Below are 22,666 nucleotides of genomic sequence, written 5' to 3' on the forward strand. Positions count from 1 at the left end.
TTTATTTAAACCTAATTAAATGTCTCCTCAGTTAACACTTCAAACACCTCTTCAGCTACCCCCAGCTGAAATACCAACTTATCTTGATCAACTCTGGGCTCATGAAGAAAGAGGAGATAAAGGAGCTAACACTTTTTGTTTAATAATCTGGCAACCAGCATGGATTGAACAGAAACTTGTCAAAAGTGGAAAACTATCTGGACCAATAGTTGGTAGTCAACGAGTTGATCTAATAGAAGCTGCAAGACAAATTATTTTAGATGGAGAGCTTCCTAACAGTACTTCTCCACTAGATTTTAGAGTTCAATCTTCAATCGAAAGCAAAGAATTCTTAAGAGATGTAGAGGACCTTAGAGGACAACACATTGATACCTCAATCAGCAATTTGCAGCCACGCAGATTAATAACAATTGCACCAACAATTGAAAAAGAAAATAATTTAGAAACTCTTGTAGCGGCATATTGCCCACTTCCCGAAGAAGGCGGAGGCAAATCGGCTTGCGGCGACGTTATTGTTTTAAGAGGGAATAAAACTGCAATTAATGATGGACTTGAGATAGTTGAGACACTTGTTCCAGATGAACTTCCATCCTGGTTGTGGTGGAATGGAAGAATTGACGAGGCTCCTGATTTCCTTAAGGCTCTAGCTCTGCCAAATAGAAGATTAATTATAGATACTGCATTAGGGGAGCCTGCAGACTGCTTAAGTTTGTTGCTTCAAAGGATCAAATCTGGACAAGCAGTAAACGATCTAAATTGGCTTCGGCTAAGAGGTTGGAGAGAAACATTAGCAATGGTATTTGATCCACTTCAAAGAAGAAATGTACTTAATAATTTAGAAAAAATTGATATTGATATTCAAGGCTCTCAATCAGTTCAAGGTCTTTTGTTAGCTGCATGGATAGCCGATCGTCTCAATTGGAAACTACGAAATTGTGTATCATCAAAAAAAGATCATATAAAAGTAAATTTTATCCGTCCTGATAAGGCCATAGTTGCAGTTAGCTTGACTTCTTTACCAATAGGTAAGCCAAGCATTAATCCAGGTCAAATTGTAGGTCTGAGACTCATTGCAAGAGATAACAATAAACAAAAAAATGATATATGTGTGATTCTTGCATCAGAATCTGGGGAATGCATGCGATTGGAAGCTGGTGGTATGGCAAGAATGGAACTCATAGAGCAAGTTGTTCCCATACAAAAAAGTTCTTTAGAAAATGATGTAGCTCGTTTACTATCTAGCAGCAGAGGTAATACAAGCCCACTACTTGCAAGTGCTACACCAATAGCCATTGAAATACTTAATTTAGTTAATCAATACGAATAGATTAGTAAATAAATGGCATGCGTAATTTCTGCTAGCTCTAGTAATAGTGGAAAAACACTTTTATGCCTCCTTTTGATTGCTTGGTTAAAAAGTATCAAAAAAACAGTTCAACCTTTTAAAGTTGGCCCAGATTATTTAGATCCTCAACAACTCAGTGCAGTATCAAACAAAGCTTGTAGAAATCTAGATTTAATTCTTTCTGGTGAGAAATGGGTGAAAGAAAGTTTTAATCACTTTGGAGGATTAACTGATTTTTCTATAGTTGAGGGGGTAATGGGATTATTTGATGGAATTGGAAGTAGCTCAAAAGGAAGTACAGCTGAATTAGCTAAAGTTCTAGGCCTGCCAATAGTCCTTATTGTTGATGCCAGGGGGAAAGCTGCGTCACTAGCAGCATTAATAAAAGGTTTCCAAGAACACGATAAGGAATTAAAAATTGAAGGAATTGTTTTAAATAATGTTCAAACCCCCAGACACGAAAAAATTTTATTGGAAGTCCTTTCTCAAATCAATGTAAAACCTTTAGGTTGCATTCCTAAATGTCAAGACTTATACCTTCCATCTAGGCATCTTGGCTTGGCTCCAATTCATGAGATTCAAAATTTAGATATAAAAGTTAAAAAGTGGGCATCCATAGCTAAAAATTATTTAGATGTTGAAAGTTTTAAAAAACTTTTATTACCTCATAAATCCCAAGATAAGATAATTAATTATTTACCAAAGAAAGATTCAGGATTAGTTCACCCAATTGCCATCGCTGAAGATGAGGCTTTCCATTTTAGATATCAAGAAACAAAAGAATTATTAGAAAAGAATGGGATGCCAACTATTAGATGGAAGCCTCTTGAAAACAAACAAATTCCCAACGAAGCAAAAGGATTAATAATTCCTGGTGGTTTTCCTGAGCAACATGCAGAACAATTAAGCAACTCAAAAATCAGCTTGAAGTCTATAAATATATTTGCAAAAAAATTTCCAATATATGCCGAATGTGGAGGAATGATGCTTTTAGGTAAAAGTATATTTGACTTAGAGGGGAAGGAACATTCAATGGCTGGAATATTACCTTTTAAGGCAAAAAAGGGAAACCTAAAAATCGGTTATCGAGAAGCAATAAGTAAAAATAAAAGTCCTGTTATTGATCCTGGTAATAAACTAATTGGGCATGAATTTCATCGTTGGGAAATAATTAATGAAAAACATAACTCAGAAATAAATCCCTTATGGGATATAAAGGGATGGAATATAGAATTAAAAAATGAAGGTTTTTGTAATCATTTAATTCATGCAAGCTGGATCCATCTTCATTGGGCAAGCTCTCCAGAGATTCTGAATAATTGGAAGAAAACAGTTATTAATTGTTCCAAAGAATCAGCTTAAGAAAAAGGTTTAAAACCTAATCGATTAATAATTTTTCTAAAATAGTTTGATACTTGTTGTTTTTTTTATCATCACCAACGATCCAAACTGCTTTACTTGCTCTGCTAACAGCCACATATACAAGACGTCTTCTAAATTCAAGATCTTTAGGCCAAAAGACATCAGAGGTAATGAAAACTTCGCCAAATGTACTTCCTTGACTCCTATGAATTGTAAGGACTGAAGCAGGACCTAATGAAGCGAATGAATCTCTAATAAAAAAGAAAAGTTTCCAGATCAAAGGACTATTTTTCTTCCCTTTCTCTCGCGCCTGTTTACTCAATTCATTCAAAGCAAAGTCTAAATCAATACGAGATTTAGATCCTATTTGAGGCATTAACCTCAAAGAAAATTCTTTTTGATCGCAAGTAACAACCTTAACTACCTGAGTTTCAACGATAGGCAAAGAATATTCAAAATCATTATGGATTCCTAAAGAAGCCAAGTCAAAACTATTAGGTATTACATCTTCTACAATCATCTCTCTATTTGAACTAATCAAAATATCTGGTTCTTCCCCAATCTCACTTTCATTCAATGAGGCATTTATCATTACAGCCTTACGACTAATTAAAACCTCTCCAGGCAAAACCTGATATTGATCAGCCATATCGCCATGAATAGCTCTTCTTGCATGAGGGACTAAATTATCAACAATTCGATTCGTGTAGCACAAAATTCTTGCTTGATCATAATCATCCTCTAAAGATGATTGCCTCAATGAAACCTTTGCCTTTTCGAGCCAATTTTTTCTATCTAATATTCCAACATTACCTTTTTTAGAATTAATAATTGGCAAAATTGGTGGCTGATGACAAGGGATTTCGCCATCTCTAATAATTTTTGCCAATTTCAAAACAGGTCCTTGATGACGAACAACTTCCTTGAGTTCAGTATTAACTGCTCGTTTCATCAAAAAAACTGAGCTAAAACTTTCTCCAACTGGGGGAAGTTGAGCAGGATCTCCAACAAAGACCAAACGTGTCGAATTGCATCTAGCACATTCAAGAGTGATTTCTAATAATGTGGCATCAATCATTGATGCTTCATCAATTAAAACAAGTCCTAAATTCTCCAAAGAGCTCTCGGTTTGATCTGTTCTTTCACATATTTCTATATCTGCTTGTCTTTTTAATTTAAGTCGAAGCAAACGGTGAATAGTAGAGGGAAACCATGTAGGTTGAATAGCTTCATTTCTTAAACCCTCTCTTAGTACACCGACAGCTTTATGAGTAGGTGCAACTACAGTCCAACACAAACCCAGGTCATCAACCTTTTTTAAAAATTTCATAGATAAATAGGTTTTTCCGCTGCCAGCAAAACCTTTCATTACAAAGGGTTTAAAGGAATATGGGGTCTTCAACCATTCACAAAATAATTCAAGAGATTTTTCTTGATCCTTAGTTAAAACAACTTTATCAGCATTTATTTTTATTTCTTTCACACAGAAAATAATCCAATCATTTGCAAAAGATGCAAAGGGGATCCAATAAATAAAATACCTGGCAAGGCAACACTGGGGCCCAGAAGACTTCCCACTAAAACCTCTATTTTTGTATGCCCCAAAGATTCTTTTAAAGTGGTTTCGGAGGATGATTCATTGAAATTAATTTTTGAAATCTGATTTACTTTTGCTGCAGTCAAGCCTGCCGATCTTCTTATTCCAGAAGCGTCATACATCACTATAAAAGCAATCGTTGACGCCAAAGCAAATAGAGGATCATCAAAACCGAGCTGAAGTCCAACGCCTGCAGCTGTTCCTGTTACTAAAGCCGAATGGCTTGAAGGCATACCTCCTGTTTCTATCAGCACAGATGGACGCCACCTTTGCTTGAAAATTAATTCAAATAATAATTTAGACAATTGAGCAAGACCACATGCAGCTAGACCCCATGCCAAGACTGCATTATCAAGAATAAAAACAAATTGATTTTCTAAAGCTGGATTAATATTCATCTATCTCTGTTTGTTATGTAATCAGCCAATGCAAGTAGAGGTTTTGATTTATCTGACCAAGGCTTAAGAGCATTTTTTGCTTGATCCACTAAAGAATCTGCTCTCTTTCTTGATTCATCAAGACCAAGTAATTTGGGATAAGTAGTCTTGTCTGCAATTAAATCTTTACCAGCTGTTTTACCCAATATTTCACTACTTGCTGTCACATCAAGAATGTCATCAATTATTTGAAATGCCAAACCAATACCTCTTGCATATACACGTAATGCTTCCAAAAGCTTCTCATCTGCTCCACCAATTAATGCTCCGCAAGTTACGCATGCTTTAAGCAAAGCTCCTGTTTTATGAAGATGAATATATTCTAAGGTTTCTAAATCTACTTCCTTACCCTCACAATCTAGATCAACTACTTGTCCACCAACTAGTCCAGGAGCACCTGCAACTAAAGAAAGTTCTCCGACCACTTTTAAAAGTCTTTCTGATGAAACACCCTTTGTTCGTATTGATACCATCTCAAAGGCTCTTGTCAAAAGCGCATCTCCAGCAAGTATGGCTACTGCATCCCCGTAGACTTTATGATTTGTAGGTCGCCCTCTACGAAGATCGTCATTATCCATTGAAGGTAGGTCATCATGGATAAGAGACATTGTATGAATCATTTCTAGAGCAACTGCAGTAGGGAGAGCTTTTTCAATCTCACCTCCAGCAAGTTCACAAGCAGCAAGACAAAGTATCGGCCTTAACCTTTTCCCCCCGGCCAAAAGGGAATAACGCATAGATTCTCTTAATTTTTCTGGCTTTTCAGGGCCTAGAGACGCATCTAGCGCATCTTCAACTTGAGTCCTAGATTTCTCTAGATACTCAGCGAAGTCAAAAGAAGCGATTGCTTCCTGCATGCAAAAAATCGATTCCTATCAATTCTCTCAGGACATTGTGATTCATGGAAGTAAATGACTAATAGTTAAAGGTAATCCACAATGTTTCTGCCACCTATCAACTGTATTTGCTAGAAGCATTGTTACTGTCATAGGCCCCACGCCGCCAGGGACTGGAGAATAAGCAGCTACTTTATTTTCAATTTCAAATATCTTTACATCTCCACAAAGTTTAGTTTTTTCACTTTTTTGCAAATTCTTTTTAACAGAAGGAAGTCTATGAATGCCTACATCAATAACTATGGAATTCTCTCTTATGTGTTCTTCCCCAATTAGATAGGGTTTACCAGCAGCTACAACAATTAAATCAGCTTCTCTAGTCAAAGAAGGTAAATCTTTAGTTCTTGAATGAGCAATCGTGACAGTCGCATTAGCAGCTTCAAGCATTAAAGCCATTGGCTTCCCCACAAGGATGCTTCTTCCAACTACTACTGCTCGTTTACCTTCAATTTCGATATGATTCCTTTTTAGAAGAGCCATTACTCCAGCAGGCGTACACGATCTAGGTCCTTTCTCTCCCTTTATTAATAGTCCAAGGTTCAAAGGGTGTAATCCATCAGCATCCTTATCAGGATTTATTCTGCTAAGCAAACAGGCTTCATTAAGATGAGACGGTAATGGAAGTTGCAACAAAATCCCATCAACTTTGTCTTCATCATTCAACCCTTTAATAATTTCTATTAGTTCCTCCAACGAAATATCTTCTTTTAAATGTTTAGCAAAACTCTTTACACCTATTCTTTGGCATGCTTTCTCCTTGTAATTCACATAAACTCCACTTGCAGGATCGTTACCGACCCTTATAACTGCAAGGCCTGGTGAACGTTTCGCAACTTCTAGTCCAGATTCGATAGTCTGTTGAAGTATAAGCTCAATTTCCTGAGCAAGTTTTTTTCCATCTAAAATGTTTGCCATAAATAAAACGAATACAATTTCAATTGATCAACCCATTAAACCTAGATTTGTGTTTAGGTGAAAAAGTCTGTGGCTAAGTTACCCAGTCCAAAAAAAATTTGGAGAATATGGTTAGGGAGTCAATCCCCCAGACGCCCAATACTTCGCTGGTCTTCCACTGACAAGTTAGGTCTACTAATGGTATGCCTATTAGTAGCAATAATTTCAAGTTATAAGTTACTTGCTGTTCCCGATCTCAAACCAGGAGATATCGCTCCATTCAATGAAATAGCTCCAAAAAATGCAAAAGTAATAGATACTCAAGCATTAAAAGAAAAAAGAAAAGGTTTAAACGAGAAATTTGTACAAGTTATCGATAAAAACCAATCTAATAGTTTAGAAAAATATGTTATTAGACAAATCGAAGAACTTCGATTACTGAAAGATCCTGATTTTGAGATAGGAATTAATAAATATAGCCTATCTAATTTAGAAAGAAACTGGCTAATTAAAGTTTCTGATGGAGAATGGAAAATATGGGAAGAAGAAATAAAAAAAGCTTCGATTAAAATGCTTTCTCAAGGAATTATTAATACACTCGCTTTTGAGCAACTAAATGAAGCTTCATCACAACAATTAATAGATCTAGGATCAAAAGATTCACCAAATAGATCATTAGGTGCAAAAATTTTATCAAACTCTTTTTATCAAAAAAGTAATTTAAAGGTTGATTCTTTAAAAACAAATCTATTGCTCGACAATTTAATTAATGAAGAAAATATAAATACAATAGATGTTAAAGAAGGTGGAACAATCACAAGAAAAGGAGAGATCATTAGTTCACAACAATTTGATGTTTTAGAACATTTCAACAAAGTTAGTAGAAGCCCTAGGCCATTAAAATGGTTAATAACATTCTCTGAATCTTTGGGATGCTGCGGATTGCTTCTTATGATTATGAGAAGAGAAAAGCCTAGACTTAAGGCAAGGCATGGACTACTTTCTTTAACTTTATTATTTGTAGTCCAACTAACAAAAAATTGGCTTGTTCCAATAGCCAGTCCATTGCAGTTAATATTACCACCTACGCTACTTCTTTCTCAAGGAATAGGTACGACAACATCATTAGCTTGGATGGCGTCAGCTAGTCTAATTTGGCCAACCTCTCTTAATGAACTAAGTGAAGTTAGACTAATAATTGCTTGTATAGCTGGTTCTTTTATTGCATTTTTAGGAAGAAGGATGCGAAGTCGTGCTCAAGTTCTTCAGATAGCTGTATTTATACCTTTTGGAGCTTTATTAGGACAATGGTTTATATTTAATCAAATAATTAAAGAAGAAAATATAGAATTTAACAACCTATCTTTTGATACTAATTCTCTCTTCAATGAGACACTTATCATTAGTGCAATGCTAATGATAACAATATTAATTATTCCTATATTAGAAAATACTTTTGGTTTACTCACAAGAGCAAGATTAATGGAACTCTCTGATCAAGAAAGACCGTTACTGCGGAGATTATCTAGAGAAGCACCAGGAACATTTGAACATACTCTAACAATTTTGAGTCTTGCTGAAGAAGGAGCAAGAGTAATTGGAGCTGATGTTGACTTAATAAGAACAGGGGCTCTATATCATGATGTTGGAAAACTACATGCACCCAACTGGTTTATTGAAAATCAGCGAGATGGTATTAACCCACATGAAGAAATCAAAAACCCTTATAAAAGTGCCGAAATACTTCAAGCCCATGTAGATGAAGGGTTAAAACTTGCAAGAAGATATCGACTTCCATCACCCATTGCTGATTTCATTCCAGAACATCAAGGTACGCTTAAAATGGGATATTTCCTTCACAAAGCTAGAGAAAGTGATCCTTCTGCCTCTGAAAAAAGTTTCAGATACAAAGGACCTATTCCTCACTCCAAAGAAACTGGCATTCTTATGCTTGCAGATGGTTGCGAAGCAGCATTGAGATCACTAGACGCATCCTCTTCTGATAGTGATGCATGCAAAACAGTTAGGAAAATAATTCAATCTCGTCAGCTAGATGGCCAATTAAAAGAAAGCAGTCTGACAAGGGCAGAAATAGAGATAATACTTAGAGCCTTTGTATCAGTGTGGAGAAGAATGCGGCATAGAAGATTAAAATATCCAAGCTTTAATCCAAGATAAAAAACTAAAAATATTATTGAAATGACAGTCTAATCAGAGTCTAATGCGTCTATGGCCTCTTCTACACCAGTAAAGCAAAGCAAATAAATTAAGCAAAGCAATTAATAATGATAAGCCGCTAATACCAAAATAATCTTTTACTCTTATTAATCTGATTATTCCATATGGCAGAGTACCTGAAAGAGTCATTGACAAAGCTACTATTGATAAAATCACTCCCCATCCTCTTTGAGCGAATAAACCTGCTGATGCAACTATCCCAGTTATTGCAGCTGGCCAAGCAAGACTAATAGCAAGGGTTATATTAGCAACTTGAAGAGGAGGACCTGATCCAACAACATAAGCAATAAAAGGAATTGCGATTGTATTTGAAATCAAACCAAACCATGTAAGCGTCCAGTATCCGCGCATTCCTGAACTCATTTATAAAAAAATATTGTCTTAAATAAAATCATAAGAGTAAGACTAATAATTTATTTTAAATAAGAGCAGTTTGCAAACAATTAGATGGATAACAAACTGTTCTCCATGTGCCGTTCCCTGCAAGCACTTGAACACCAATACCTCGATCTTTAATTGTGCATCTCAACCCTTGGCCATCGCACCATGAATTTGCGGCTCGAAGTGCAGCATCAATACTTTCATAAGGAGCGTCTAGGACATGATGAGGTGCACCATCAAGCCCAGTAAGTCGATAGATGGTTCTTCTTAAAGCCATTTATGTGCGCCTTTCAAATCGTCACAACATATATTAAACATTCTTTTAAACCTTAAGGCGATTTTTCTCAAAAAATTTACTGAAAACAAATCATCTATTCGAAGGAACTGTAAAAAATAAATTTTTTTATCAAACTCCTTTTCTTTCTATTTGCGCCAAGTCATGTTGTGGATGAATAGATTTTCTTCCCTTAGCAGCGACCAATCTATTAAGAGCATTAATGTAAGCTTGTGCAGCTGCAACTACAACATCAGTATCAGCGGAATGACCTGAAAAAAGATTTCCATCCCTTCTAATTCGAATAGTTACTTCTCCTAAAGCATCTATCCCTTCCGTAACTGACTTTACAGAGAATTCAATCAACTCATTTGGTTCTTCAGTAAGAGAGTCTAAAGCTCTTACTACTGCATCAACAGGCCCTGTACCAGTAGATACAGAAGTTTTTTCCTCTCCTTCTTCGCCAATTACAGTTACTGTAGCCGTGGGTTTTAAAGATGTACCACAACTTACTTGAACCAATTTCAGTTGAAATAGAGCTTCTGGGAGTTGAACTTGTTCACTAACAATTGCCTCTAAATCTCTATCTGTTATTTCTCTTTTTCTATCAGCTAAATCCTTAAATCTAGCGAAAGCATCATTAAGATCTTCTCTATTCAAATCATATCCAAGGTCCTCTAGCCTAGCCCGAACTGCACTTCTACCGCTCAATTTACCTAAAGAAATTTTGTTGTCAGTCAAACCAACTGTTTTTGCATCGATAATTTCATAAGTAAGCCTATTTTTTAATACCCCATCTTGATGGATTCCAGATTCATGAGCAAAAGCATTTGCCCCAACAATTGCTTTATTTGGCTGAACGACCATACCAGTTAAATTTGAAACCAATCGAGAAGACTTTGTTATCTCTTCCGTTCTAACTGCTGTTAAAGGTGTTGGGCATTCAGCTTCTCGTCCAAAGAAAGGATTAAAGTATGACCTTCTAACATGAAGAGCCATAATCAATTCTTCTAATGCAGCATTACCGGCTCTTTCCCCAATTCCGTTAATAGTGCATTCAAGTTGCCTAGCACCATTCTTTACAGCTTCAAGGAAATTTGCGACGGCAAGTCCTAAGTCGTTATGCCCATGCACTGAAATAACCGCTTCATTAATATTCGGAACATTTATATTGATACTTGATATCAGATCTCCAAATTCAGAAGGGGTGGTATAACCAACTGTATCTGGAATATTTATAGTATTAGCCCCTGAAGAGATAGCTAATTCGATTACTTCATACAAAAAGTCCAAATCACTTCTAGCTGCATCTTCGCAAGAGAATTCGACATCATCTACAAAACTTTTTGCATAGCTAACCATGTCTGGGACAATTTCAAGAACTTCTTTTCTAGATTTTCTTAATTTATGTTCAAGGTGAATATCACTTGTTGCAATGAAGGTATGGATCCTTTTTTTAGGGGCTGGAGCAATTGCATCCGCACAAGCCTTGATATCAGATTTAGAGGCCCTAGAAAGTCCACAAATAATTGGACCTTCCTCACCACCAACTTGCTCAGCAATTTTCTGAACTGCGGCAAAATCACCTGCACTGGCGAAAGGGAATCCTGCCTCAATCACATCTACGCCTAATCTTGCTAATTGTTGAGCTATGGCTAACTTTTCTTCTAAATTTAAGCTAGCACCAGGGGATTGTTCTCCATCCCTTAATGTGGTGTCGAAAATCAAAACTCGGCCCGGGTCTTTGGCCATAGAATAAATATATAAAAATAATTAGACCTTTTAAGATCTGAATTAATTAATTAAATTATAGTATAAATAATTCTATTTACTAGAAAAAATATTAAGTTTCTAACTATTTTGTTTGAATTTTATATATTCTACATTTTAACTATTAGAAATATAAGATTTAATATCTATTCCAAAATTTAAAACTTAAATAATAAATATATAAATTAATTATTTTTTAGTATCTATTTTTACTAGATTTATATGATAACTTAAGATTCATCTATTCTTATGCGGTTAAAGAGTATAAGTATCTAAGAATCAAATCCAACAATCTGGAAATTTCAATGGCTAAAGGCAATCTCGCCATAGTCCTGCATGCCCATCTACCTTTCGTGAGATCAGAAGAACCTGGCTCACTTGAGGAGGATTGGTTCTTTCAAGCTCTTGTAGAATGCTATCTTCCTCTTTTAAGAACATTAGAAGAAGCCTACAATTCAAAAGAACAATTTCCAAAAATCACAATAGGTCTCTCGCCTACTTTACTTTCCTTATTGGAAGATGAAGTTTTAAAAAATCGTTTCAAAGAATGGGTAAATATAAGGTTAGAAGTACTCGAATCATTAAACACAGATAATAAAAAAGCCGCTCTTCATCTAAAAAATCACTTTAAAGACCAATTAGCGAGCTGGAATAGCTGTCAGGGAGATTTAATTGGGAGATTTGAAAAATTACAGATCTCAGAAGTTATTGACATTCTTACTTGTGCAGCCACTCACGGATATCTTCCTCTTTTAAGAGAAAACCCTGAGGCTGTGCGGGGACAATTGAAAACTGCCGTGAGGGAGCATAAGCGACTTTTCAAAAATCCGCCATTGGGTATTTGGTTGCCTGAATGTGCCTATTACGAGGGTTTAGATGAATTAATGGCTGAAGCAGGCCTTAGATATGCTGTTCTTGATGGACATGGATTGTTGAATGCATATCCAAGGCCAAGATATGGTTTATATGCCCCTATTTGCACTAGTAAAGGTGTAGCTTTTTTTGGTAGAGATAGTGAATCAACGCTTCCAGTCTGGTCTGCTAGAGATGGATATCCAGGAAATCCAAACTACAGAGAATTCCATAGAGATTTAGGGTGGGATTTATCAATCGAAAACCTAAAAAAAATAGGAATTAATGAGAAAAGACCTCTAGGCATTAAATTATTTAAAATTTCATCTAAAAACACATCTTTAGAAAAGAAACAACAATATGACCCAATAGCAGCTCAAGCAATGGTTGAGAAAGATGCCGAGAATTATTTAAAGGATCGAAAAAGACAACTTATTAAACTAGAAAAATCCATGATCATAGAACCATTATTAATAGCTCCCTTTGATGCAGAACTTTTTGGTCATTGGTGGTTTGAAGGGCCGCAGTTTCTCTCGCAATTATTTATTAAATCAAAAAAAGAAGGTATTAATTTAATTACGCTAAAAGAATCTCTTCAAATAAACAATCAACTCCAATTATGCAATCCTTCTCCATCAAGCTGGGGGCAAGGTGGCTTTCATAATTATTGGTTGAATGATTCTAATGCTTGGATTGTTCATGAGTGGAGTAAAGCGGGAAGAGAGATGGTTAATATTTGTTCAAAAGGTATACAAAAAGAATCAAATATCAAAATCATTAAGCAAGCTGCAAGAGAACTTTTATTATGTCAATCCTCAGATTGGAGTTTCATTCTAAAAGCTGGTACTACGACTGGTCTCGCCCGAGAAAGAATAAATTTACATATTAAAAGATTTTGGATGTTAATTAATGCAATTAAAAATAATAAAATTATTGAGCCTAATTTTCTCAAAACCGTAGAAAGAGAAGATTGTATATTCCCATTAATTTCTCCAATTGATTGGAAAAAGAAAATCTAAATTTTATCTTTCTTTTTTATTATTAAGCCAAGCATTCCTAATCTGACTTTTAATGGAGCAATAGAAAATAGTCTGAGCATAACAATAAAAAGTCTTGGCAAAGGAAGTGTATTAGTTAGATATCCATACCAATCTTTTCTTGGTAATTTAAAAAAAGTATCAAAAAAAGATCTTAAAAGGGATTCATTAAAACTCATTAGTCTTTGAAGCCCAAACTGATAAAGACGATGTCTTTGAACTAATTCAGGAGTCCAGAGCGTCTGCCATCCTCTTCTGGCTATCAGAGAAGTAGGCATATGAGGATCTTTTTTTATAACTCTTGCAATCTCTTTTGCTAATGAAGGTGCTCGTCTTAAAAGGGATCCGACAAGATATCCCGAGGCAGGGTGAACCATACTAGCTGAACCACCAAAAGCCAAAAGAGGTTGATCTCTATAAGGCAATGGCAAATTCATAGGAAAGAGGCAATGTTCTTCATGGATTATTTCCTCAATTTGAATTCCTTTGCTCGAAAGTCGAGAATTTAATCTTGCTTTTAATAATTCAAATGAAACTGGAGGTGCACAAGCCAAGGATGTCTCTTCAACAAAATAACTTCCATCTCCCAAGTCCATGGCATAAAGAAAAGAAGGTGGCTCTTTTAATTGTTTTGGATTTAAATGGTCGGGTCTGAAATCCATTAAAACAAAACGATTCTTTTCAACTGGGGCAGAACTAAATTTTCCAACAACTCCATATGCCGCCTGCTTCGCAATTTCATTATGCTCAGGCCGTCTAATAAAAGGAGATTTATGACCACTCGCGTCAATTACTAGCCTGGCGAAATATTTTTTTCCAGACGAGCATATAACAACTGTTTCTTTTTCGCTAAAAGTTATATTCTCCACCGTTTCAACCTGCCACGAAAGTCCATTGCATCTTTCAAGAAGAGCTTCCTGAAAATTATTTAAATTTAAAAGTCCATAATCTAAATAATGATTTGTGCAAGTATTCCCCTGATTACTTAATCCATCTCCAAAAAAACTCACAGTATCATTCCATCTGTATTTTAATAATTCCTCCATATTTAAAGACTCAAGTTCAGAGGCCCAGATACCATATGTGTTAGGCCAAGGCTCTAAAGGAGACTTAGAAGCAATTGCCTGAACATCCAATCCTTGTCGAACCAACTCTGAAGTAATACATAGAGCAGCAGGTCCTGCCCCCATAACTAAAACATCAGCACAATTAAATGATTTCAATTTTTTGAAATTGAATCAGTATTTATTGATTGATTAATTGAGGATGATTCTTTTTCCTCATCATCGATAATTTGTTCAGGAGGGACTAAAACAACCTCCGATAATTTGTCTCCATCGTCTAACTTCTGAATTCTTACCCCTGTTGCCGCTCTTGATTGTTGTGATATTTTATCCGCGCTAGTTCTAACAATTACTCCTTTTTCGCTAACTAATAATAATTCAGCTCCTTTACCTAAAACTCTTAAACCCACAAGTTCATCACCAACTTTTCTGAATTTTATTGCTCTTAATCCCATGCCTGCTCTCTTTTGCAAGCGAAATTGTGTAACGGGCACTCTTTTACCTAGTCCACTTGCTGATGCAACAAGTACCCAAGGGCCTTCTAATACTGACGAATCATCCTCAGGTGACTGTTCTTCACTTTTATCAACATGATCAGCCAACTCAGTAGATAAAACATCCATACTTACAAGAGAATCGCCGTCCTTCAAATTCATTGATCTAACCCCTCTTGCTGTCCTACCTAAAGATCGTAATTCTGAATCATTTAATCTAAAATGGATCGTCATTCCATTTTTGGAACCAATCAAAACACTATCGTCTGATTCGGCTAAACGTACCCAGGTTAAAGCATCTCCATCCTCTAGACCTATTGCAATTAATCCGTTTGCTCTGATTTTGCTAAAAGCGGAAAGAGGTGTTCTTTTAATAAAACCACCCCTTGTAAGCATTAATAAATAGTTTTCATCATCAAAAGAACTCACAGAGAGCAATGAAGTAATTGCCTCTTCTCTTGGAATTGGAAGTAATTGAACAATAGGAGTCCCTTTAGCAGTCCTACTACATTGAGGGACTCTATAAGCGGGAATAGCGTATGCAACACCTCTATCGCTAAAGAGAAGAAGGCTGTCATGATCATTGCAACTAATAAATTTTTTCACCTCTTCCTCTCCTTGGCTTCGGGTTCCTGCTTTACCCCTTGTTCCTCGACTTGTTGCTTCAAATTCATTAACAGGCATCCTTTTTAAATATCCAGTCTCAGTTAGCAAAACCACTGATCTTTCATTCGCAATCAAATCGATATCCTCAAGGCCTCCTCCTAGATCAAGAATTTTGGTTCTTCTTGGAGAATTATATTTTTCTTTTAGTTCATTTAATTCTAGTTTTGTTATTTCAAAGACTCTCTCTTTTCTATTTAAAATATCTTTTAAATCTATTATTCTCTTCACTAAGTCCTCATGTTCAAGTCTTATTTTATCGGCCTCCAAAGCGGTAAGTCGTCTTAACTGCATCTGCAAAATGGCATCAGACTGAATATCAGTTAGGCCATGAAGTTCTTGTAATTTCTTTTTAGCAGTTGCAGAATCAGATGCTGACCTAATAAGATTAATTATTTCATCTAATTGATCTAAAGCCAATAGCAATCCTAATAATATATGATCTCTATTTTCTGCCTTCTTCAATAGGTATTTTGTTCTTTTTTCAATAGTTTCTACTCTAAAATCTAAAAACACCTGCAACATCTTTCTAAGTGACAATATAACCGGCTCACCATTAACTAATGAAAGCATGTTTGCACTAAAATTTGTCTGCAAAGGAGTGAGCTTAAATAAGTTATTTAGTACAACTTGAGGATATGAATCTCTTCTTAATTCAACAACAATTCTCATTCCATCTCTATCACTTTCATCTCTTATATCTGCAATGCCTTCAAGTTTCTTATCGTTGACCATATCAGCTATTCGTTCTATTAATGCTGCTTTATTTGTTTGATATGGAAGTTCAGTAATTATCACAGCATCTCTATCTGGCCTGCCTGGATTTTCAACAGTTTCTATTTCAGCAACTCCTCGCATTGTTATTGAACCTCTACCCGAAAGATATGTTTCCTTAATTCCGCTTCGACCAAGTATCTGACCACCCGTAGGAAAGTCAGGACCTTTAATTATATTCATAAGCTCTTTTTCTTCTAAGTCAGGATTGGAAATTAAAGCCATCAATCCATCAATCAATTCAACCAAGTTGTGAGGAGGTATGTTAGTTGCCATACCTACGGCTATTCCAGAAGAACCATTTAATAACAGTTGAGGAATTCTTGCCGGCAATACAGTCGGTTCCTGCTGAGATCCATCAAAGTTATCTGCAAAATCAACTGTTTCTGATTCAATATCTTCAAGCAAGCTATCAGTCGTTAAAGATTGCAATCTGGATTCGGTATATCTCATAGCCGCAGGTGGATCGTTATCAACAGATCCAAAATTCCCATGCCCATCAATAAGAGGCATTTGCATTGAAAAGTCCTGAGCCATCCTGACTAACGCGTCATAGACAGCAGTATCACCATGCGGATGATACTTTCCTAAAACCTCTCCAACGACACGCGCGCATTTCCTGTATGGCCTATCACTAGTTAGACCTAGTTCATACATAGCGTAGAGAATTCTTCGATGAACTGGCTTAAGTCCATCTCTTGAATCAGGTAAAGCCCTGCCAACAATCACACTCATCGCGTATTCCAAGTAGGAACGCGACATTTCGTTTCTTAAATCAGTCTGGATGATCCGTTCAACGGATTCCCCGGGACCAGTGCTATTAGGTCCCAATGGATCAGCCATGTATAAGTGTTTTACCAATTATATGAACATCTGAGCATTAAGAAACCTTTTAAAGAAAATAACCATATATCTGAAAGTAAATCACCTCTAATCAAATCACCAATAACAAAATCATGAAATAAATTTTCTGGCGAGCTTGCCTAAAACATCTACTCAAACAGAAAAAATAAGCAAAATCTTGATTATCTATTCCCAACATTTGCTCAATTTGGCACTTCAGTTGGTAGTTTGACGAGAACTTATATAATTTAGGTGTGAATTTTCAACTAGGACGCACCAAAACTGTTCGAAGAGCATACGGAATCGATGAAATCGCATTGGTCCCAGGTACCAGAACAGTTGATCCCGAAATAACAAAAACAAATTGGGAAATAGGAGGGATAGGAAGAGATATTCCAATCATTGCTAGTGCGATGGATGGAGTTGTTGATGTAAATATGGCAGTTTCCTTATCAAAGATTGGAGCTCTTGGTGTTTTAAATCTTGAGGGTGTTCAAACTAGATATGAAGATCCAGAGCCTGTTTTAAATAAAATCCGATCAACTGGAAAAGAGGAATTTGTTCCTTTAATGCAAGAAATTTATAAGCAACCGATCAAAGAAGAATTAATTTTAAAAAGAATTCAAGAAATAAAAGAAGGAGGTGGAATTGCGGCTGTAAGCGGAACACCATTAGCTGCAATTAAGTTTAGAGATTTAATTAAAAAGTCTGGCGCTGATCTATTTTTTCTTCAGGCAACTGTAGTTTCAACAGAACATTTAGGCAAAGAAGGTAGTCAAAATCTTGATCTTTACGATCTTTGTAAAAACATTGGAATACCTGTGGCAGTAGGGAATTGCGTTACTTATGAGGTTTCTTTGAAACTTATGAGAGCTGGCGCAGCAGCTGTAATGGTTGGAATCGGACCAGGTGCCGCATGTACCTCAAGGGGTGTACTGGGAGTTGGTATTCCTCAAGCGACTGCTATTGCTGATTGCTCATCAGCAAGAGATGACTTTCAAAAAGAAAGTGGGAAATATGTTCCAATCATTGCTGATGGTGGGATTATCACTGGTGGAGATATTTGCAAATGTATAGCTTGTGGTGCTGATTCAGTGATGATTGGTTCTCCAATTGCAAGATCACAAGAAGCTCCTGGAAAAGGTTTTCATTGGGGTATGGCAACTCCAAGTCCAGTTCTTCCTAGAGGGACAAGAATCAGAGTTGGAACTACCGGTAGTTTAAGAAGTATTCTTTGTGGCCCCGCAATTCTTGATGATGGAACCCACAATTTATTAGGAGCACTCAAAACCTCCATGGGAACTCTAGGAGCAACAAATATCAAGGAAATGCAAAAGGTTGAAATAGTTGTTGCACCTTCTTTGTTAACAGAAGGAAAGGTTTACCAAAAAGCACAACAACTTGGAATGGGTAAATAAAGATACTGAAAGATTTCAGAATTAAATACAAAGGTTAGAATTGAGTAGTGAGAGCCTTTGCTCTCACACTCCTCACACACAAAAACGCCCGACTTGTTCGGGTTTTTCTTATTCAAAAAAAACAAAACAATATTCAAACTTCATTTAAAAATGGCAGCAAAACTTTTTATAGGCAAAATACAATTGTTATGATCTAGTTCTTAAGACCTCTAAGGTATGTCCACTGCTTCTGCTGTAACTGATTCCTCCTTCGAACAAGAAGTCCTCCAGAGTGATGTTCCTGTTTTGGTTGATTTTTGGGCACCTTGGTGTGGACCTTGCCGAATGGTTGCCCCCATTGTTGAAGAAATCTCAAAAGATTTCGAAGGCAAAATAAAAGTCTTCAAACTAAACACTGACGAGAACCCCAATGTTGCTAGTCAGTATGGAATTAGAAGCATTCCAACTTTGATGATCTTTAAAGGTGGACAAAAAGTAGACACTGTTGTTGGGGCAGTACCAAAAGCAACTCTTTCTGGCACAATCTCCAAGCATCTTTAAAGACAAATTTTTAAATTAGTTTTAATTCCACTCAAATGATTCTTTAGGTAAATCTATTGGCAAAAATTGGATTAATAGATTATGGAATGGGTAATCTTTTTTCAGTTCAACAAGCATTTAAAAGGCTTAATCAACCTTTAGAAATAGTTTCAGATATTAAAAGACTAAACCTCTGTGATGCTTTAATTCTTCCTGGAGTAGGTGCTTTTGATCCTGCAATGAAAAATTTAAGAAATACTGACTTAATACCTTCAATAATCGATTGGGTTAATAATGGTAAACCTCTTCTTGGGATATGTTTAGGCTTACAGCTGTTATTCGAAAGCAGTGATGAAGGGATTTTAAATGGTTTAGGAGTTATAAAAGGGCACATACATAAATTACCTGAAGAACAAAATGAAAGAATTCCTCATATTGGTTGGTCACCTATTAACAAAATAAATGAGTGTCCTATTTTAGAAAATTTTACTGATAGTAATTGGATGTATTTCGTACATTCATACTCAGCATGCCCTTTAGAACAAAAAAACACTGTAGCTACTACAAAATTTGGTGAAACTGACTTTTCATCAATTGTCTGGCATAAAAATACTGGCGCCTGTCAATTTCATCCTGAAAAATCTGGTATAGCAGGGCAAAAACTTATTTTAAATTGGATTAATTGGTTGAGAAAAGGTAAATATTAGTTTGAAAGGAACAATAAAACTCTTATCTGGAAAAAGAATATTAAGTCCTTTAAATCAAAAGACAAGACCTACCACTTCAAAAGTAAGAGAGGCAATAATTAATATTCTAGGGAACAAACTTGAAGAAGCTAGTTGGCTAGATCTTTGTAGTGGAAGTGGATCAATGGCATGTGAAGTCCTTCAAAAAGGTGGAAAGCGTATACTTGCAATTGAGAAACAAAGAGCAACAGCTCATATATGCAAAAAAAACCTCCTAAATGTATTGAATACCCTTAATTATAACTCTCACATTGAAGTCATATGTAAAGAGGTGATCTCATTTCTAAGAAATGGGCCAAGCAATAAAAATATTGGATTTATTAAAAATTCTCCAACTTCTGAGCAAAGATTTGATTTTGTTTTTCTTGACCCTCCATACGATTCAGAAATATACGAAATTTCTCAAGAACTTTTATTGACAATGCAATGGATTAAAAAATCATCAACATTGATATGCGAATGCTCGTCAAAATCACTGCCAAGAATACATAATGGATGGGAGTTAAATAAAGAGAAATCTTATGGAAAAACCACTCTTCTTTTTCTTACTCCCAATCAGGCATTGAACTACTTCGACGATACTGATTCCATGCACTAACAAAAAGGCCTAATAATGTAATTGGAACTAGTCCAAGAACAATCCCACATAAAAGGGGCTCAATCATTTGCTCGAGTTTTTTAAAAGTTCTACTAACAATTCTTTCATGTCAAAGAGGTTTTAGTGAATACTCCGTCATCAAAAGCATTAATAGATCAAAACCAAAAGATTAGCTCTTGGAAAATATTCCTATTATTTATTGCTACTGCTGCATTACTAATCTTTCTTTGGACATTTGAAAATTTCAAGCAAGATCCTTTCATAATTCAAACTTTATCTCTTCAAGGTGAAACCTCAACTGGAAGCAAATTATTCAAAATCAATTGTGTAGGTTGTCATGGTATTTCCGCACAAGGATTAGTGGGACCTGATCTCCACGAAGCAACCCAAGAATTGAGTGATAAAAAAATCATTAATCAAGTTATTCGAGGCTTGACCCCTCCAATGCCAAGTTTTGATATTGAACCTCAATCAATGGCAGATCTATTGGCATATATGCACTCTCTTAATTAAAAGTGATTATTAAAAAGACTGTAAAAGTAATTCTTGTTGAACCCGCAGGAACAATAAATATTGGAAGCGTTGCAAGACTATGTGAAAACTTTAATGTTAATGAATTAAGACTAGTTTCTCCAAAGTGCGATTATTTAGCTCTAGAAGCAAAAAAAATGGCTGTAAAAGGATTAAAAAAATTAGAAGAAGCAAAAATATATAATGATCTAAATTCAGCACTTTCAGACTGCTCAAGAGTTATTGCTACTTGCGGAAGAAAAGAGCATGGAGAAATTCCTCTTAATTCAAATAAAGATGCACTTTACTGGGCAATTGAATCAGAAAGAGAAGAGACAATAGCTTTAGTTTTCGGAAGAGAAGATCGAGGTTTAACGAATGAAGAACTACTAAAAGCAAATAAAGTCATTAGTCTTAATACAAGCAAAAATTATCCATCACTAAATCTTTCACATGCAGTAGCTATTGTTCTTCATCAATTCAATCTATTAAATGAATTTGATTTGTTAAAACCCAATAAAATAATAAACTATCCTTCTAATCTAATTAAGTTAGAAGATTGTATTAATGATGCAGGTAGTCTATTTTTAGATATTGGTTTCTTGATGAAACATACTTATAAAGCAAAAATGGCAAAAATAAAAAAATTACTTCTAAGAGCCGAGGTGAATGATGATGAAGTTGCACTAATTAGAGGAATAATTAGCCAAGCCAGGTGGGCAATTAAAAATAAAAATCATTAATTAAAATAAATAGCTACAATAAATGGGAAGAATATATATTATCTTGTATATAAAGTGAAAAGTTATTTCAAAGTAATTACGAATATTTTTTTAACCAGCATTAGCTTATCGGTTTTACTTGGTAGCTTATTAAGAATTATTGGTCCCATTAATCATAACAATAAAACAACTAGAACAATTAATTTAGTAGGTAAATCGAGGAGATCTATTGAAAAAGAAATTAAAAATAAAAATTCTAATTTATTATCTTTTTATAATAATAAGTTAGACAAGTTTCAAAGCCTAGAAGAACTAATTAATAAATGGGAGAATCTAATAATTAAAAATCCAGATCTATATGTTAGTTGCTTTTTTATTTCATTAGATAATAAAGTTTATGCAGAGATAAAATCTGACATAAGACTTGCAGCAGCAAGTAGTATTAAAGTTCCAATTCTAATTGTTTTACTTACAATGTTAGATAGAGGTGAAATATTATGGAATGAAAAATTAATTCTTACAGAAGATACTATTGGTAGCGGTTCAGGCTGGATGGCTTTCCAAAAAATCGGGCAAGAATTTCCAGTTTTTGAGGTGGCTTCTGAAATGATTAGAGTTAGCGATAATACAGCAACTAATTTACTAATAAAGCGATTAGGTGGGATTGATAAAGTTAATCAAAAATTCAAAGAGATTGGATTAAAAAATACGAAAATTAATAATTTTCTTCCTGATCTAAGTGGCACAAATCTTACATCCACCAAAGATCTTTCTTTAGCAATGGCTCTTGTGGATGGTGGTTATCTACTTAAGACTGACTCCAGAGATATTTATAGAGAAATTATGCAAAAATCAAAAACAAACACTTTAATACCAACTGGCATCTTAAGAGGCCTTGAGAAAAAGACTCAAGACACTGACTATCATCTTTCATTAAGGGGGTATTTGGTTCTTAACAAAACTGGTGATATTGGAATCTCATATTCAGATACTGCATTAATCCAAACACCTTACAAATCAAAGGCATTTGCAAGTTTTATAGTTAAGGGTCCGTTTAACGATCCGAGATCACCTGAGTTGATAAGAAACTTATCGGCAGAGTTAGTACCTTTTTTACAGCAAGATCAAAAACCAACAAAAACAAATTAGATTTTTACTGACTAATTTAAAAAGATTGATTTTCATTATCATTTTTTTTTTTGAACTTTATCAATCTAAAGAGACCTGCTTGT

The 22,666-nt window shown here is 35.3% G+C and carries 21 protein-coding genes; 11 read left to right on the top strand and 10 right to left on the bottom strand.

Translation table 11 applies throughout. The features are described from left to right. The first annotated feature begins 19 nt into the window (after nucleotides 1-19). On the top strand, nucleotides 20-1,327 hold the full coding sequence (locus DNJ73_RS06190) for a glucose-6-phosphate dehydrogenase assembly protein OpcA (RefSeq protein ID WP_158466849.1): 1,308 nt from the start codon (nucleotides 20-22) through the stop codon (nucleotides 1,325-1,327). Between the two features lie 12 nt (nucleotides 1,328-1,339). Next, on the top strand, nucleotides 1,340-2,707 hold the full coding sequence (locus DNJ73_RS06195) for a cobyrinate a,c-diamide synthase (RefSeq protein ID WP_158466850.1): 1,368 nt from the start codon (nucleotides 1,340-1,342) through the stop codon (nucleotides 2,705-2,707). A 16-nt stretch (nucleotides 2,708-2,723) separates the two neighbouring features. On the opposite strand, the gene DNJ73_RS06200 is transcribed toward DNJ73_RS06195, so the two are convergent. The 4 genes from DNJ73_RS06200 to folD are packed head-to-tail and all read right to left on the bottom strand — an operon-like array spanning nucleotide 2,724 to nucleotide 6,552. Next, entirely contained in the window at nucleotides 2,724-4,190 is a 1,467-nt protein-coding gene (locus DNJ73_RS06200; RefSeq protein ID WP_158466851.1) for an ATP-dependent RecD-like DNA helicase, read from the bottom strand. After that, nucleotides 4,187-4,702 carry a divergent PAP2 family protein gene (locus DNJ73_RS06205; protein ID WP_158466852.1) on the bottom strand — a complete coding sequence of 172 codons (516 nt, stop codon included), beginning with the start codon at nucleotides 4,700-4,702 and terminating at the stop codon, nucleotides 4,187-4,189. Before DNJ73_RS06205 ends, DNJ73_RS06200 begins: the two co-directional genes overlap by 4 nt. Continuing rightward, nucleotides 4,699-5,598 (bottom strand): geranylgeranyl diphosphate synthase CrtE, encoded by a 900-nt coding sequence (gene crtE, locus DNJ73_RS06210; protein ID WP_158466853.1) that lies wholly within the window; start codon nucleotides 5,596-5,598, stop codon nucleotides 4,699-4,701. Before crtE ends, DNJ73_RS06205 begins: the two co-directional genes overlap by 4 nt. Nucleotides 5,599-5,640: 42 nt before the next feature. After that, nucleotides 5,641-6,552, bottom strand: coding sequence for a bifunctional methylenetetrahydrofolate dehydrogenase/methenyltetrahydrofolate cyclohydrolase FolD (folD, locus tag DNJ73_RS06215; RefSeq protein ID WP_158466854.1), 912 nt, complete (start codon nucleotides 6,550-6,552; stop codon nucleotides 5,641-5,643). Nucleotides 6,553-6,621: 69 nt separating this feature from the next. On the opposite strand from folD, the gene DNJ73_RS06220 reads away from it, so the two are divergent. Beyond that, nucleotides 6,622-8,709, top strand: a complete 2,088-nt coding sequence (locus DNJ73_RS06220) for an HDIG domain-containing metalloprotein (protein ID WP_158466855.1) — start codon at nucleotides 6,622-6,624, stop codon at nucleotides 8,707-8,709. Between the two features lie 33 nt (nucleotides 8,710-8,742). Here the strand turns inward: DNJ73_RS06220 and DNJ73_RS06225 are convergent, their stop codons facing one another. The 3 genes from DNJ73_RS06225 to DNJ73_RS06235 all read right to left on the bottom strand — a co-directional run bounded on the left by DNJ73_RS06225 (nucleotide 8,743) and on the right by DNJ73_RS06235 (nucleotide 11,176). Further along, nucleotides 8,743-9,132, bottom strand: coding sequence for a hypothetical protein (locus DNJ73_RS06225; RefSeq protein WP_187152609.1), 390 nt, complete (start codon nucleotides 9,130-9,132; stop codon nucleotides 8,743-8,745). A 55-nt stretch (nucleotides 9,133-9,187) separates the two neighbouring features. Continuing rightward, the gene (locus tag DNJ73_RS06230) at nucleotides 9,188-9,427 is read right to left on the bottom strand and encodes a hypothetical protein (protein WP_158466857.1); all 240 of its coding nucleotides are present in this window, start codon (nucleotides 9,425-9,427) and stop codon (nucleotides 9,188-9,190) included. Nucleotides 9,428-9,556: 129 nt separating this feature from the next. Next, on the bottom strand, nucleotides 9,557-11,176 hold the full coding sequence (locus DNJ73_RS06235; protein ID WP_158466858.1) for a 2-isopropylmalate synthase: 1,620 nt from the start codon (nucleotides 11,174-11,176) through the stop codon (nucleotides 9,557-9,559). Between the two features lie 323 nt (nucleotides 11,177-11,499). On the opposite strand from DNJ73_RS06235, the gene DNJ73_RS06240 reads away from it, so the two are divergent. Beyond that, nucleotides 11,500-13,065 (top strand): glycoside hydrolase family 57 protein, encoded by a 1,566-nt coding sequence (locus tag DNJ73_RS06240; protein WP_158466859.1) that lies wholly within the window; start codon nucleotides 11,500-11,502, stop codon nucleotides 13,063-13,065. Here the strand turns inward: DNJ73_RS06240 and crtL are convergent. Beyond that, nucleotides 13,062-14,306: a lycopene beta cyclase gene (gene crtL / locus DNJ73_RS06245; RefSeq protein WP_158466860.1), complete on the bottom strand. Its 1,245-nt coding sequence runs from the start codon at nucleotides 14,304-14,306 to the stop codon at nucleotides 13,062-13,064. The two genes, DNJ73_RS06240 and crtL, sit on opposite strands and share 4 nt — an antisense overlap. Continuing rightward, the gene (gene gyrA / locus DNJ73_RS06250) at nucleotides 14,303-16,921 is read right to left on the bottom strand and encodes a DNA gyrase subunit A (protein ID WP_158466861.1); all 2,619 of its coding nucleotides are present in this window, start codon (nucleotides 16,919-16,921) and stop codon (nucleotides 14,303-14,305) included. The genes crtL and gyrA overlap by 4 nt, the downstream gene beginning before the upstream one ends. Before the next feature lie 254 nt (nucleotides 16,922-17,175). Here gyrA and DNJ73_RS06255 point away from each other — a divergent pair, with 254 nt between their 5' ends. The 4 genes from DNJ73_RS06255 (at nucleotide 17,176) to DNJ73_RS06270 (ending at nucleotide 20,202) form a co-directional block, all read left to right on the top strand. Next, nucleotides 17,176-18,339: a GuaB3 family IMP dehydrogenase-related protein gene (locus tag DNJ73_RS06255; RefSeq protein ID WP_158466862.1), complete on the top strand. Its 1,164-nt coding sequence runs from the start codon at nucleotides 17,176-17,178 to the stop codon at nucleotides 18,337-18,339. Between the two features lie 216 nt (nucleotides 18,340-18,555). Beyond that, on the top strand, nucleotides 18,556-18,879 hold the full coding sequence (gene trxA, locus DNJ73_RS06260; protein ID WP_038653576.1) for a thioredoxin: 324 nt from the start codon (nucleotides 18,556-18,558) through the stop codon (nucleotides 18,877-18,879). A 56-nt stretch (nucleotides 18,880-18,935) separates the two neighbouring features. After that, entirely contained in the window at nucleotides 18,936-19,565 is a 630-nt protein-coding gene (gene hisH, locus DNJ73_RS06265) for an imidazole glycerol phosphate synthase subunit HisH (protein ID WP_158466863.1), read from the top strand. Nucleotide 19,566: 1 nt separating this feature from the next. Beyond that, nucleotides 19,567-20,202, top strand: coding sequence for an RsmD family RNA methyltransferase (locus DNJ73_RS06270; protein ID WP_257473385.1), 636 nt, complete (start codon nucleotides 19,567-19,569; stop codon nucleotides 20,200-20,202). On the opposite strand, the gene petG is transcribed toward DNJ73_RS06270, so the two are convergent. Then, on the bottom strand, nucleotides 20,150-20,269 hold the full coding sequence (gene petG / locus DNJ73_RS06275; RefSeq protein WP_011294783.1) for a cytochrome b6-f complex subunit V: 120 nt from the start codon (nucleotides 20,267-20,269) through the stop codon (nucleotides 20,150-20,152). The genes DNJ73_RS06270 and petG overlap by 53 nt on opposite strands. Nucleotides 20,270-20,325: 56 nt before the next feature. On the opposite strand from petG, the gene DNJ73_RS06280 reads away from it, so the two are divergent. The 3 genes from DNJ73_RS06280 to DNJ73_RS06290 are packed head-to-tail and all read left to right on the top strand — an operon-like array spanning nucleotide 20,326 to nucleotide 22,583. After that, the gene (locus tag DNJ73_RS06280; protein ID WP_158466864.1) at nucleotides 20,326-20,715 is read left to right on the top strand and encodes a c-type cytochrome; all 390 of its coding nucleotides are present in this window, start codon (nucleotides 20,326-20,328) and stop codon (nucleotides 20,713-20,715) included. 2 nt (nucleotides 20,716-20,717) lie between these two features. Further along, nucleotides 20,718-21,455: an RNA methyltransferase gene (locus tag DNJ73_RS06285; protein ID WP_158466865.1), complete on the top strand. Its 738-nt coding sequence runs from the start codon at nucleotides 20,718-20,720 to the stop codon at nucleotides 21,453-21,455. A 54-nt stretch (nucleotides 21,456-21,509) separates the two neighbouring features. Further along, a complete protein-coding gene (locus tag DNJ73_RS06290; protein ID WP_158466866.1) occupies nucleotides 21,510-22,583 on the top strand; it encodes a serine hydrolase in 1,074 nt (357 codons plus the stop codon). Nucleotides 22,584-22,666: the final 83 nt, after the last annotated feature.

It is taken from the genome of Prochlorococcus marinus XMU1408 (assembly GCF_003208055.1).
Classification (GTDB): domain Bacteria; phylum Cyanobacteriota; class Cyanobacteriia; order PCC-6307; family Cyanobiaceae; genus Prochlorococcus_B; species Prochlorococcus_B marinus_A.